The sequence below is a fragment of the Thioclava sp. F42-5 genome (assembly GCF_002213195.1).
GTDB classification, from domain to species: domain Bacteria; phylum Pseudomonadota; class Alphaproteobacteria; order Rhodobacterales; family Rhodobacteraceae; genus Thioclava; species Thioclava nitratireducens.
In genome coordinates this window covers 598,286-611,227 of record NZ_NBNZ01000001.1, presented here as the reverse complement: position 1 = coordinate 611,227, position 12,942 = coordinate 598,286, and the positions used below count along the sequence as shown (strand labels likewise).

Here is a 12,942-nt window from a genome sequence, read left to right as displayed (position 1 = left end):
GATCAAGCGTGGCCCACAAGTGCTTGGGGCAAAAGGGTGGGCTTGCCCTGTCGCAAAGGGTTAGACTGATCGAAATCCGCAGCCGGGCCGCGATTCGGCCATGGCAAGCGAAAAACATGAGGACGAGGAGGCGTGCATGAGTGATATCGCCGAATACGAACGCCGCATCGCTTTCGCGCTCGAACGGATCGGGCGCGGGGTCGAAGCGCTCAAGCAGCGCGAGGCAATGCAGGCCAAGGCAGCGCAATCCGCAGCGCAGCAAACCGAGCCGGAGGCCGCCGAGGCGGAACTGCCCCCGGTACCGGAGCCGCCGCCCGAAGTTGTCGCAGATCCAGCGGAGGTGGCCGAACTGAAAGCCGCGCTCGCCGCGGAGCAGGAAGCGAACGCACAACTCTCCGAACGCGTCCGCGCGATCCGCGAGAAACAGGACACCACGCTGGGCGCGATGGAGCGCAAATACGGCGCCGCCGTCCGGGCGCAGGAATCTGCCTTCAAGGAGGTCGCTGCCCTCAAGCAAGCCAACGCGGCGCTGGTCGCGGCCAATCGCAAGCTGATGGACGAGGGCGTGGCCTTCTCCGACGAGGCGCTGATGGCCGAGCTGCAAAGCCTGCGCGCCGCGCGCGACGGCGAAAGCGCCGAGCTTGAGCAGATCATCGCGGGTCTCGACCCGATCATCGAAGCGGCGAACCGCGAGGAGGGGACCGATGCCTGAGGTGACGATTTCCGTCGGCGGCCGCGATTTTCAGGTCGCCTGCCAAGAGGGTGAAGAACATTTCCTGCGCTCGGCTGCCGGGATGCTCGACAGCGAGGCGCAGGTGCTTCTGGGCCAGATCGGGCGCGTGCCCGAGAACCGGATGCTGTTGATGTCGGGGCTGATGCTGGCCGACAAGGCTGCGGGTATCGAGGATCAGCTGCGCGACGCGATGAACCGTCTTGGCGAATTGCAGGCGAAGATCGACGAATTGCAGTCGAACCCGGCCCATGTCGAAGTGCCGATCCTGCCGCCCGAAGTGACCGAGACGCTGGCCGAGATCGCCGCACGCGCGGAGTCGCTCGCCGACCGGGTCGAGGACGACGCGTGAGACGTACGCTATTTGGCGCGCTGCTCGCGGGCGCCGCGCTGACGGGGCCGGTGGAGGCGCAGGATGCGGCGGCGCCATCGGGGCAACACGACACGCCCGTCGAGCGGCTTGAGCCGCTCAACCCGACGACCGGCGATACGGTAGAGCCGGTGGTGACCGTCACCTATCATTGCGAGCGCGGCGCGGAAGTGCACGCGGCCTACATCAACGACACCGATCCCCAGCGCGTCGCCCTGTTCCTGCAGGGACGGCTCGTCGTGATGAGCCATATCCGCTCTGCCGACGGCGCGAGATACGCCGAGGATGGCGAGGGCGAGGCGGGTTATGTGTGGTGGACAAAGGGCCACGGCGCGATGCTCGACTGGATCGCCGAGGATGGCGAGGCGCAACCGCTGTTCCGCGCCTGTCAGGAAGACTGAGGGCCGCAACGCGATACGCGCGGCGGCCCTGAAGAAATCGTATCAGACGAACGGAAAGCGCCGCGCGCTTACTCGGCCGCCTTCATCTCGAAACCCTTTTCCAGCTGATCCGAAGGCGTGATCGGATATTCGCCGGAGAAGCAGGCATCGCAATATTGCGGGCAGGAATTGTCGCGGCCCTTGGCCTCGCCCACCGCGCGATAAAGCCCGTCGAGCGAGATGAACTTGAGGCTGTCCACGCCGACCCATTCGCGCATCTCTTCCTCGGTCATCTGCGCCGCCAGCAGCTTGTCGCGGTTCGGCGTGTCGACGCCGTAGAAGCACGGCCATGCGGTCGGCGGCGAGGCGATCCGGAAATGCACCGATTTCGCGCCCGCATCGAGGATCATGTCCTTGATCTTGCGCGAGGTGGTGCCGCGCACGACCGAGTCGTCGACAAGGACCACCCGTTTGCCGCGAATGAGCGACTTGTTGACGTTCAACTTGAGGCGCACACCCATGTTGCGGATCTGCTCGGTCGGTTCGATGAATGTGCGGCCCATATACTGGTTGCGCGTAATCCCGAGCGCGAAGGGGATGCCGCTTTCCTGACTGTAGCCGATCGCGGCGGGGGTGCCGCTGTCGGGCACGGGGCAGACCAGATCGGCCTCGACCGGGGCTTCGCGGGCCAGCTCGACGCCGATGGCGCGACGGGTCTCGTAGACCGAGCGGCCGCCGATCATGCTGTCGGGGCGCGAGAAATAGACATGCTCGAAGATGCAGAAGCGCCCGGTCGAGGGGCCGAAGGGACGCGAGCTTTCGATATGGCCGTCCTGAATGACCACCATCTCGCCCGGATCGATCTCGCGGACGAATTCCGCGCCGATGATGTCGAGCGCACAGGTCTCGGAACTGAGCACATAGCCATGTTCGCCGAGCTTCCCCAGCACCAACGGGCGCACGCCCAGCGGGTCGCGCACACCGATCAGCTTGGTGCGCGTCATCGCGACGATGGAGAACGCGCCTTCCACACGGCGCAGCGCGTCGGCGATCCGGTCGGCGTGCTTGCGCTGGATCGAGCGCGCCATCAAGTGGATGATGCATTCGCTGTCGGACGACGACTGGAAGATCGCGCCGCGCTCGATCAGTTCGCGGCGGAGCGCGTCGGCATTGGTGAGGTTGCCGTTATGCGCGACCGCGCAGCCGCCCATCGAGAACTCGCCGAAGAAGGGTTGGATATCGCGGATCACCGCCCCCTTGGAGCCTGCGGTGGAGTAGCGCACATGGCCGATGGCGATATCGCCTGGCAGCGTTTCCATCAGGCTCGACTTGGTGAAATTGTCCCGGACGTAGCCGAAGCGGTGAGCGGAATTGAAGCCGGTTGCGGCATCATGCGCGACGATACCGCCCGCTTCCTGACCGCGGTGTTGCAGGGCGTGCAGACCAAGAGCCACGAAATTCGCGGCGTCGGAAATGCCGACCACACCAAAGACGCCGCATTCTTCCTTGAGCTTGTCGTCGTCGAAAGGATGGGCGAAGTGGGTCTTCTGGGCGGCGGGGCAGGACATGGCATCAGCTCCGTATGACGCAAGGGGAGGGCGCTTGCGCTCATTTATATGCAAACGCGAGAGGTGTTAACCCCTCGCGCCTGCAAAAACCGTCATGTGGCTGTCATCAATTCGCCGTTGCCGGGGGCAATTCGTCCGTCCGGGCCGGGGCATCGGCACCCGGAGGCGCGGGGCAGGCGGCTACGAGTTGCTCGTAGCGTTGCACGATCCAGCCGGGCGCATCGGCGGGCATCGATTCGTCGAGCTGTCCGGAGGCGCGCGAAAACACCTTGGCCGAGCGCGAGTCGTCGACCACTGGCACGGGGTCGTTGCTCATCACGCGGTCGTAGACCACGAAGGCCACCGCGACGAGGATCACGCCGCGCACCACGCCGAACAGGAAGCCAAGCCCCTGGTCGATCCCGCCAAGGGCCGAGCGTTGCACGGCGGAGGCGAACAAGGGCGTCAGGATCGAGAACACGACGAGCGCCACGGCGAAGACCACCGCGAAGCCGCCGATCATGCCCAGCTCGCAGCTTTGGCCGATGAACTTGTCGAGGCCGGGGATCTGCTGCACCAGAGGGCGCGCCTCGTTGGCGAAAATGTAAGCGACGATCGCCGCCGCGATCCAGCCGACGATGGCCAGCGCCTCACGCACGAAGCCCCGCGAATAGGCGAGGATCGCCGAAAGAATGATGACGACCGCCACGATGGCATCGACAATGGTGAACCCGTCCATTTTCGCTCCTGTGTTCTCGGCGTTATCCGGCGCCGAACATCTCCCCGGTAAAAGTCACGAGATCGCCCAGCTTGCGCAGGGACATCCCGCTCGACCCTTCGGCTTTCGTTCCCGAGGGTGCGATCGCTTGTGAAAAACCAAGTTTCGCCGCTTCTTTCAACCTGTTTTCCGCTTGACCCACGGGACGCAGCGCGCCCGACAGGCTGATTTCCCCGAAAATCACCATGTCCGCTGGAAGCGCCACATCTTCGCGCGCACTGAGAAGCGCGGCGGCCGCGGCGAGGTCGGCTGCGGGCTCAACCACCCTCATCCCGCCCGCGACATTCAGGAACACGTCGAGCCCCGCGAAGGGAATGCCGCAGCGCGATTCCAGCACCGCGAGAATGGTCGAGATCCGCCCGCTGTCGAGCCCGACTACGGTACGACGGGGCGAAGCAAGCGTTGAGGGTGCAACCAGCGCTTGAATCTCCGTCAGCACCGGTCGCGTGCCTTCTATTCCTGCGAAAACCGCCGATCCCGGCGCGGGTTGGCCGCGCTCCGACAGGAACAGCGCCGAGGGGTTGGCGACCTCGGCCAGACCCGCCCCGGTCATCTCGAAGACACCGATCTCGGAGGCCGGGCCGAAGCGGTTCTTCACCGCGCGCAGGATGCGGAACTGGTGGCCGCGCTCGCCCTCGAAATAGAGCACCGTGTCGACCATGTGCTCGATCACGCGCGGCCCCGCGATCTGGCCTTCCTTGGTGACGTGACCCACGAGGATGACGGCGGTGCCGCGCTTTTTTGCGAAGCTCACCAATTCGTGTGCGGCGGCGCGCAGCTGGCTTACCGAACCCGGTGCGCTGTCGACATTGTCCGACCACATGGTCTGGATCGAATCGATGATGACGAGGTCGGGGCGCTCGGCTTCCAGCGTCGTCAGGATGTCGCGAAGCGAGGTTTCAGCGCCCAGCCCGACCGGCGCGTCCGCAAGGCCCAGCCGTTGCGCGCGCATCCGCACCTGGCTCGCCGCTTCCTCTCCCGAGATATAGAGTGCCTTCACGCCCTTGCGGGCGAAGCTGGCGGTCGCCTGCAGCAGAAGCGTCGATTTCCCGATGCCCGGATCGCCACCCACGAGCACCGCCGAAGCCGCCACGAGACCGCCGCCCAGAACCCTGTCCAACTCCTCCATGCCCGATTTCACGCGGGCGGGCGGGGTTTCCTTGGTGTCGAGCGCGGTGAGCGGGATCACCTTGCCCTTAGCGCCTTTCATCCCGGAGCCGGGCGTGGTCGAGATCGGGGCTTCCTCGTGGATGGAGTTCCATGCGCCACAGGCGTCACAACGCCCGGACCATTTGGCATGCGTCGCGCCGCACTCGGCGCAGCGGAAGATCGCGGATTGCTTGGCCATGAGGTCAGCTGCGTTCCAGATTGGCGGCGATCAGGCTCGCGCATTGTTCGGGATGAGTGGCTGGCAGCATATGGCCCGCGCCCTCGACGCAGGCGACGCCCACATCGGGCAGGCGCGCGGCAATCGCCTCGGCCACTTTCGGCATCGTCGGCGGCGAGCGGTCGCCATGGATGATCATTGCGGGCGCGTCGATCTGCTCGATCCCGTCGGGCCGTGCTATCTGCGCCGGGTCTTCGAAATTGGCGCGAGAGATATTCTCGACCATCGGCATGCACGCGGTGAAACGTTCGCGCTGCGTTTCGGTATAGCTGTCCCACGGCTGGCCGGTGCCCCAGTCACGCATGAAGCCGCGTGCGGCCGGCTCGTAATCGCCCGCTTCCATCAGCGCTTCGAAATGGTCCTGCTTGGCGCGCAGGTCCTGCCAATCCGGGTCGTCCTCGGGCAGCGCCGCGAACAGCACCGGCTCGATCAGCGTCAGCGAGCGGACGGCCTCGGGCGCGCCGACCGCGATGCGCAGCGCGACCGAGGCGCCGAAACTATGCCCGATCAGATCGACAGGGCGCTCAATGAAGCTTGCAGCGATCCGTGTCACCTGCGTCTGGAAGCTCCCGGGCTCGCTCGCATCGCCGCGCCAGGGTGCGGATTGCCCGTGGCTCGGCTGATCGAAGGCGGTCGCCGTGATCTGCTGGCCCAACGGCATCAGCGCCTTCGCCCAGAGGTTCGAACTGCCGAGCGTGCAGTGGATCGCGATAGCCGGACGTTCGCCCTGACCGAAGCTCTGCCAGAAGACTTCGGCCCCTTGTCGTTGGTCGCGCGGCATTCAGAGCGTCCCCAGGTAGTCGTCGAGCAACTCCAGGTGATCCTGCCCCCAGAACCGCTCATCGGTGTCGGTGACGATATAGAAGGGCGAGCCGAACACGCCGGCCTCGACCGCGTCCTCGAGGTTCTTCTCGTAGGTGACCGCGCCGTCGAAGAGGCCGGTGGTCGCCAGATTGCCGTCGAAACCGTTGGCTTCCAGCGCCTCGCGGATCACCTCGTCCGAGGCGATGTCCTTGTCCTCCGCCCAGCAGGCGCGCAGGATCGCGTTGACCAGCCCGCCGACATCGCCGCCGCCCGCTTTCTGCGCCGCGATGATCGCGTAAGACGACGGTGCGGGGTTCGGCGGATAGCCGGGAGGCGTGTAGTTCATCTCCATCCCGAGCCGCTTCGACCAGCGCTTGAGCTCCTGCATCCGGTATTCCATCCGGCTCTGGTGACGCTGCGCCGGGCGCACGCCGCCGGTGCGGTCGAACAGGCCCAGAAGGTCGAGCGGTTTGTAGGTCACGTCAGCGCCGTGACGCGCCGCGATCTCTTCGAATCGCGGGCCGCCGAGATAGGCCCACGGGCTGAACGTGCCGAAATAGTAGTCGATCCGTGCCATTCATAACACTTTCTTGACAGTCGAAATTGCCGCCACGCTACCCCGGTGCTAAGGCAGGCGCAATCAAGCGAATCCCGCCGGGGCTGCCCGGCGTCACGAAGGAACTGGCCCATGTCCGTCGTCACCGAACCGAAGCTCATCTCCGGAAATTCCAACAAACCGCTCGCGCAATCGATCGCGCGCCGCATGTCGATGCATCGCGGCATGTCCGTCGGTTTGGTGGATGCGCGGGTCGAGCGTTTCAACGACGGCGAGATTTTCGTCGAGGTTTTCGAGAACGTGCGCGGCGAGGATATGTTCATCATTCAGCCGACCTCGAACCCGGCCAATGACAACCTGATGGAGCTGCTGATCATCACCGACGCGCTCAAACGCTCCTCGGCAGATCGCATCACCGCCGTGATCCCCTATTTCGGCTATGCACGTCAGGACCGCCGCACCAAGGCCCGCACGCCGATCTCGGCCAAGTTGGTCGCGAACCTGCTGACCGAAGCGGGCGTTGACCGCATCCTGACGCTCGACCTGCACGCAGCCCAGATCCAGGGCTTCTTCGATATTCCGGTGGACAACCTCTACGCCTCGCCGGTCTTCGCGCTCGATATCCTGCACAACTTCAAGGGCCAGACCGACGATATCATGGTCGTCTCGCCCGACGTGGGCGGCGTGGCCCGCGCCCGTGAGCTGGCCAAGCGGATCGACGCGCCGCTCTCCATCGTCGACAAGCGCCGCGAAAAGGCGGGCGAGGTCGCGGGAATGACCGTGATCGGCGACGTGAAGGGCCAGAAATGCATCATCGTCGACGACATGGTCGACACGGCAGGCACGCTGTGCAAGGCCGCCGACCTGCTGATCGAGCACGGCGCGACCGAGGTTCACGCCTATATCTCGCACGGCGTGCTGTCGGGCCCGGCGGTCGAGCGGGTGACCAATTCGGCACTGAAGACGCTGGTCATCACCGACTCGATCGAGCCGACCGAGGCCGTGAAAGCCTGCCCGAATATCCGCATCGTGCCGACTGCGCCGATGTTCGCACAAGCGATCCTGAACACCTGGTCGGGCACCTCGGTGTCCTCGCTCTTCGAGACAGACACGCTCGTCCCGATCTACGAGGGCATGTACACTCGCGACTGAGCGGTCGCGCCGCTGGATGCGCCGCGCTCGCTTGTTTGGATCGACCCGGGGTACATGCTCCGGGTCATTTCATTTCGTCGGAAAGCCCGATGGACATCGGCGCATTCCGCGCCATTCTGGCGGCATGCGCCTTTTCGCTCTCACCGCTCTCGTCATGATCGCTTTCGCGGCCAATTCGGTGCTCAACCGGATGGCGGTGCATGATGCTGGCTGGGGGCCCGCTGCGACGGGTTTCGTACGGCTCGCCTCGGGGGCGCTTGTTCTGCTGCTTCTAGCGATGCGGGCGAAAGGAGTGCGGGGCCTGCGTCTGCCAAGGGCGGTTCTGAGCGCCGGGGTCGCGACGCTCGCGCTCTATATCTTCGGGTTTTCCATCGCGAGCGGGCTGATCGACGCTGGCGTCGGCGCGCTGACGCTGTTCGGGATGGTGCAGATCACCATGTTCGCGGGGGCGCTGTGGCTGCGCGAGGCGATCTCGCTCTGGCGCTGGATCGGGGCGGGGCTGGCCTTCGCAGGGCTTATGGTCCTGCTCCTGCCCGCCTCGGGCGACGCCCATATCGATCCGCGCGGTTTCGCGATGATGGCGCTCGCCGGGATCGGATGGGGGCTCTATTCGCTCAACGGGCGGCGCACGCACGATCCGCTGGTCGCGACCGCGCTTAACTTCGCTCTGGCCACACCGCTGGCGCTGATCTGGATGCTCGGCGCGGGCGACTGGGGGCAGGGCGCAAGCTGGGGCTGGGCGCCCGCGATCCTCTCGGGTGCTGTGACCTCGGGGCTGGGCTATGCGCTGTGGTATCGCGTGCTGCCGCAAATCCCTGCGAGCCTCGCCGCGATCGCACAACTTTCCGTGCCTCTGATCGCGGCGCTGGGCGGGGCGGTGCTTCTGGCCGAAATCCCGTCGGCGCGCTTCTGGTTGGCCGCGGCGCTGGTGATCGGCGGCATCGCGCTCTCGCTGCGGCGGAAAACCTGAGCACAACCGTCGGATGTTCGCCGCGGAAACGTCTTGACCTCGGAACTTCCAGCGCTTCTTTAGTGTTTGACGTACGAACCTTCGAACTCAAGAGAGGACATCATGGCTTTTGAACTTCCCGATCTTCCCTATGCCCACGACGCACTCGCGGATCTCGGCATGTCGAAGGAGACCCTCGAATATCACCACGACATTCACCACAAGGCCTATGTCGATAACGGCAACAAGGCGATTGCCGGCACCGAATGGGAAGGCAAGTCGGTCGAAGAGATCGTGAAAGGCACCTATCAGCCGAACGCCGTCGCGCAGAACGGCATCTTCAACAACGCCTCGCAGCACTGGAACCACACCCAGTTCTGGGAAATGATGGGTCCGGGCAACTCGGCCATGCCGAGCGAGCTGGAAAAGGCGCTGACCGAAAGCTTCGGCTCGGTCGACAAGTTCAAGGAAGACTTCGCTGCCGCGGGCGCTGGCCAGTTCGGCTCGGGCTGGGCATGGCTCGTGAAGGACAGCGACGGTTCGCTGAAAGTGACCAAGACCGAGAACGGCGTGAACCCGCTGTGCTTCGGCCAGACCGCGCTTCTGGGCTGCGACGTGTGGGAGCACTCCTATTACATCGACTTCCGCAACAAGCGCCCGGCCTATCTGTCGAACTTCCTCGACAAGCTGGTGAACTGGGAAAACGTCGCTTCGCGCATGTAATCTCCGCGAAACGAGCGAATTGGAAGGGCGTCCCGTGGGGCGCCCTTTTTCTTTGCGCGCTTCAGGACGCCCGTTTGTGAGCACGTTTGTGTGCCGGGGCGATTGCCGGGACGGAAAGACCGCTAAGCAGGAACCGCGACGCCGCCGGATCGGTTTTCTTGACAGAAACCCGTAACCAAGAGGAGGATACGATGGCTGAACGCATTCGCTCCAATGACGGCAAGCGCGAAACCGAAGAGGTCCTCGGCGAGAAGCCCGAGAATATCGAGACGCCGGAAGGGCAAGGCAGCTCGGGCGGGAACCTGAACCGCAAGGTCGGCACCCGCGATGAGAAGAAGCAGCTCGACGAAACCTCCGCAGGCACGACGCGCCCGCTCGGTGGCGACGAGCGAGATAGCGGCGAAAAGGAGAAGATGTGATGAAGAAACTCTCCAAGGGTACTTGGGTCGTCATCGCGGATGGCGAGAAGGCGCTGTTTCTGGAAAACATGATGGATGACGAGGATCCGAACCTCGTCGTGCGGCGCGTCGACGAGCAGGACAACCCGCCCGATCACGAGCAGGGCACCGACAGCCCGGGTCGGATGGCCGATGACGGCCCCGGCCAGCGCTCGGCTTTTCAGGAGACGGACTGGCACGAACTGGCGAAGATGCGCTTCGCTGACGATCTGGCCGAACATCTTTACAAGATGGTCCACAAGGGTCGGATCGAGCGGCTGGTGATCGTCGCGGCACCCCGTGTTCTGGGTGAAATCCGTCACGCGCTGCACAAGGAAGTCGCCGACGTCGTGGTGGCCGAGATCGACAAGACGCTGACCAATCACCCCCGCGACGAGATCGAGAAGCTGGTGAAAGAAGAGCTTGCGATCGTCTGATCGCGCCTCGCTGCGATGACAGACAAAGCGCCGCGCGGTTGTCCGCGCGGCGCTTTTTTGATGGGGCTTTCCCGAAGGAGCGCTGCGGGGAAGCGGCGAGACCCGCGGGAGGTCAGTGACCGCACCTGTGATGCGGGCACATCGCGCGCGCATCGGCAGAGCGCAAGAAAACGCCGCGCGAGATGGGCGCGGCGTTCCGTCGACGGGGCAGGGCGCGCCTCAGTCGTCGCTCTCGAGGCTCTGCTTGAGCGTTTCGATGTCCGGGTCGCTGGCACGCGGCACGATCCGGTAGACCGCGTTGACGAAGCAGAACACCGCGAAGCCCAGCAATCCGACGCAGATCGCCCCAGTCAGGAATTGCCCGAACGGGTGGCCCCGCACCCAGTCAAAGACCTTGCCCAGACCACCCGCGCTCGACGGATCGTAGCGGTAGGCGGCATAAACGATAAGCGCGCCGATGATCGCGACCACCACGCCCTGCGCCGCAAGCCCCGCCTGCAGGACGAAATTGGCGCGGCGGGTGACTTCGTTGGCCATCAGATGCTTCAGATAGGCCTTGGTGAGCCCCTTGTAGAGATAGTAACCGCCGGCCCCGATCACGATCAGGCCGATCACGCCGAGCGCGATACGACCCATCGGCGCGCTCAGGATCGTCGAGACCAGCTTGTTCGTCCCGCCATCGCTGCTCGCCCGCGCGACGAGCGCCGTGACCGCAATGCCGCCGATGCCGAGATGGACGAGACCGCTGACCACGAGGCCGATACGGGCGATCCACCCCTTCATCTCGGAGCCATAGGCCTCGAGATCCCAGACCGCGTCCACCACGCGCCAGATTGCGTAAGCCGCCATGCCAAGGGCGATGCCGACGAGCACCACGGCGCCCCAGCCGCTTGAGAGCTTCTCCATCACCTGTTTGGTGCCCTCGGCGCTGCCGCCATGAAAAAGCGACCAGAGCGAGACACCCGCGACGACGAGATAGACCAGACCGCGCCCGCCGTAGCCTGTGCGCATTACGGGCACTGCCCAAGCGAAATCGTCGGGATCGTGGCTGTTGGTGGCGGACATAGGGGGGTCTCTCTCGGCGTTGTGAATTGACGCAGACCCAATGCGTGGACAAGCGCACAGGTTCCGCCGCGCCGTGGTCTTTCCTTTCGCCCGCCGATCGGTCAGGGTCACGCGGTTGAGAGAAGGGAATTTCGATGAACGAGGCGGTCAAAGGCTTCTGGGCGATGGTGACGACCTGCGTCATCTGGGGGCTGTCGGGTCTCTATTACAAGATGCTCGACGGGATGCCGCCGATCGAAGTGCTCGCCCATCGCACCTTATGGTCCTTCCTGTTCTTCGCCGTGATCCTCGGGTTGAAAGGCCGCCTCGGCGAGCTTTGGGCCGCGCTGGCCGAACGTCGCGGGCGCGGGGCGTTAGTGATCGCGACCGCGGCGTTTATGATATCGGCCAACTGGTTCACCTTCATCTGGTCGGTCCATTTCGGCCACGCGGTTCAGGCGTCGCTCGGCTATTACATCTTCCCGCTCGTCGCCGTCGTTCTCGGGCTGATCGTCTATCGCGAGGCGCTGAGCACGCGGCAATGGATGGCGGTCGCGCTGGCCGCCACGGCGGTCATCGTCCTGACGATCGGGCTGGGTGTCGCGCCATGGGTTTCGCTGATCCTTGCCGCGACCTTCGGCACCTATGGGCTGATCAAGAAGGGGTTGCGCGCGGGCGCGATGGTCTCGGTCTGCGCCGAGGTGCTGCTGCTCTCGCCAGTCGCGCTGATCGTGCTCTGGGGCTATCACGCGGGATGGTGGGGCAGCGCGCCCGGCGCGGGCCATTTCGGCGGCGATTGGAAGACCACGGTTCTTTTGATCTTCTCCGGCCCGCTCACCGGCACGCCCTTGCTGCTGTTCGCCTATGCGGCGCAGCGGGTGCGGATGGCAACCGTTGGTCTGGTGCAATATCTCAACCCGACGCTGCAATTCGCGGTGGCGACGCTGGCCTTCGGCGAGACGGTCACCATCTGGCACGCGATCGCGCTGGCGCTGATCTGGACGGCGCTCGCGCTCTATTCGAGCGCCAATCTGAAGATGCGCCGACCGCAGCCGGCGGCACAGCCCGCGACGCAGCGCGGTTTAGGCGAAAGCTGAGACGAGCGCGGTTTCCAGTTCCGCCACGCTATCGACCGTCACCACCAGCTCGCGCAGCGACGGATCCGCGAAGCCCTGCTCGATGATATGGTCGATCAGGGACCCGAGCGGCGCCCAGTAGCCCTCGGTGTTGAGCAGGAAGATCGGCTTCTCGTGCAGGCCGATCTGACGCCATGTCAGCACTTCGAACAGCTCGTCGAGCGAGCCCGCTCCGCCCGGCAGTACCACCACCGCATCGGCATTCATGAACATTACCTTCTTGCGCTCGTGCATCGTCTCGGTGACGACGAATGTGGTCAGGTCGCGCTTGCCGACCTCGCGGGGGAAGAGATGCTCGGGGATCACGCCGAAGGTGCGCCCGCCCGCGGTTTGCGCCGCGCGGGCGACCTCTCCCATCAGCCCGACATCGCCCGCCCCATAGACCAGCTGCCAGTCGCGCGTGGCCAGCATCTCGCCGGTGTCTCGCGCCGCTGCCGCATAAGCAGGCTTCGCGCCCGCACGCGAGCCGCAATAGACACAGACGGAACGGGGAATGGTCATGACGGTGTCTC

16 protein-coding genes are annotated in these 12,942 nt (G+C 65.0%); 9 read left to right on the top strand and 7 right to left on the bottom strand.

Annotated elements, in window-relative coordinates; genetic code table 11:
* Positions 1-136: 136 nt before the first annotated feature.
* The 3 genes from B6V74_RS02660 to B6V74_RS02650 are packed head-to-tail and all read left to right on the top strand — an operon-like array spanning position 137 to position 1,501.
* Positions 137-712, top strand: coding sequence for a hypothetical protein (locus tag B6V74_RS02660; RefSeq protein WP_088719018.1), 576 nt, complete (start codon positions 137-139; stop codon positions 710-712).
* Positions 705-1,082, top strand: coding sequence for a cell division protein ZapA (locus tag B6V74_RS02655; protein ID WP_075776082.1), 378 nt, complete (start codon positions 705-707; stop codon positions 1,080-1,082). The genes B6V74_RS02660 and B6V74_RS02655 overlap by 8 nt, the downstream gene beginning before the upstream one ends.
* Positions 1,079-1,501: an MliC family protein gene (locus B6V74_RS02650; RefSeq protein WP_088721887.1), complete on the top strand. Its 423-nt coding sequence runs from the start codon at positions 1,079-1,081 to the stop codon at positions 1,499-1,501. Before B6V74_RS02655 ends, B6V74_RS02650 begins: the two co-directional genes overlap by 4 nt.
* A 68-nt stretch (positions 1,502-1,569) precedes the next feature.
* Here B6V74_RS02650 and purF read toward each other — a convergent pair whose 3' ends face one another.
* From purF to B6V74_RS02625, 5 genes are all read right to left on the bottom strand, one after another.
* Positions 1,570-3,048 (bottom strand): amidophosphoribosyltransferase, encoded by a 1,479-nt coding sequence (purF, locus tag B6V74_RS02645; RefSeq protein ID WP_075776081.1) that lies wholly within the window; start codon positions 3,046-3,048, stop codon positions 1,570-1,572.
* Between the two features lie 106 nt (positions 3,049-3,154).
* Positions 3,155-3,766 carry a CvpA family protein gene (locus B6V74_RS02640; protein ID WP_075776080.1) on the bottom strand — a complete coding sequence of 204 codons (612 nt, stop codon included), beginning with the start codon at positions 3,764-3,766 and terminating at the stop codon, positions 3,155-3,157.
* 22 nt (positions 3,767-3,788) lie between these two features.
* Positions 3,789-5,153 carry a DNA repair protein RadA gene (radA, locus tag B6V74_RS02635; RefSeq protein WP_088721886.1) on the bottom strand — a complete coding sequence of 455 codons (1,365 nt, stop codon included), beginning with the start codon at positions 5,151-5,153 and terminating at the stop codon, positions 3,789-3,791.
* Positions 5,154-5,157: 4 nt separating this feature from the next.
* A complete protein-coding gene (locus B6V74_RS02630) occupies positions 5,158-5,973 on the bottom strand; it encodes an alpha/beta hydrolase (protein WP_088721885.1) in 816 nt (271 codons plus the stop codon).
* The gene (locus tag B6V74_RS02625; protein WP_075776077.1) at positions 5,974-6,573 is read right to left on the bottom strand and encodes a 2-hydroxychromene-2-carboxylate isomerase; all 600 of its coding nucleotides are present in this window, start codon (positions 6,571-6,573) and stop codon (positions 5,974-5,976) included.
* Between the two features lie 111 nt (positions 6,574-6,684).
* On the opposite strand from B6V74_RS02625, the gene B6V74_RS02620 reads away from it, so the two are divergent.
* The 5 genes from B6V74_RS02620 to B6V74_RS02600 all read left to right on the top strand — a co-directional run bounded on the left by B6V74_RS02620 (position 6,685) and on the right by B6V74_RS02600 (position 10,250).
* Positions 6,685-7,704 carry a ribose-phosphate pyrophosphokinase gene (locus B6V74_RS02620; RefSeq protein ID WP_075776076.1) on the top strand — a complete coding sequence of 340 codons (1,020 nt, stop codon included), beginning with the start codon at positions 6,685-6,687 and terminating at the stop codon, positions 7,702-7,704.
* Positions 7,705-7,828: 124 nt separating this feature from the next.
* On the top strand, positions 7,829-8,674 hold the full coding sequence (locus tag B6V74_RS02615) for a DMT family transporter (protein ID WP_075776075.1): 846 nt from the start codon (positions 7,829-7,831) through the stop codon (positions 8,672-8,674).
* A 102-nt stretch (positions 8,675-8,776) separates the two neighbouring features.
* Positions 8,777-9,376: a superoxide dismutase gene (locus B6V74_RS02610; RefSeq protein WP_075776074.1), complete on the top strand. Its 600-nt coding sequence runs from the start codon at positions 8,777-8,779 to the stop codon at positions 9,374-9,376.
* Between the two features lie 191 nt (positions 9,377-9,567).
* Positions 9,568-9,795 (top strand): hypothetical protein, encoded by a 228-nt coding sequence (locus B6V74_RS02605; protein ID WP_088719011.1) that lies wholly within the window; start codon positions 9,568-9,570, stop codon positions 9,793-9,795.
* Positions 9,795-10,250, top strand: a complete 456-nt coding sequence (locus tag B6V74_RS02600) for a host attachment family protein (RefSeq protein WP_088721884.1) — start codon at positions 9,795-9,797, stop codon at positions 10,248-10,250. The genes B6V74_RS02605 and B6V74_RS02600 overlap by 1 nt, the downstream gene beginning before the upstream one ends.
* 219 nt (positions 10,251-10,469) lie before the next feature.
* Here the strand turns inward: B6V74_RS02600 and B6V74_RS02595 are convergent, their stop codons facing one another.
* Positions 10,470-11,315 carry a DUF1206 domain-containing protein gene (locus tag B6V74_RS02595; RefSeq protein WP_075776071.1) on the bottom strand — a complete coding sequence of 282 codons (846 nt, stop codon included), beginning with the start codon at positions 11,313-11,315 and terminating at the stop codon, positions 10,470-10,472.
* A gap of 134 nt (positions 11,316-11,449) precedes the next feature.
* Here B6V74_RS02595 and rarD point away from each other — a divergent pair, with 134 nt between their 5' ends.
* On the top strand, positions 11,450-12,391 hold the full coding sequence (rarD, locus tag B6V74_RS02590; RefSeq protein ID WP_088719009.1) for an EamA family transporter RarD: 942 nt from the start codon (positions 11,450-11,452) through the stop codon (positions 12,389-12,391).
* Here rarD and B6V74_RS02585 read toward each other — a convergent pair.
* Positions 12,377-12,931: a TIGR00730 family Rossman fold protein gene (locus B6V74_RS02585; protein ID WP_088721883.1), complete on the bottom strand. Its 555-nt coding sequence runs from the start codon at positions 12,929-12,931 to the stop codon at positions 12,377-12,379. The genes rarD and B6V74_RS02585 overlap by 15 nt on opposite strands.
* Positions 12,932-12,942 lie beyond the last annotated feature (11 nt).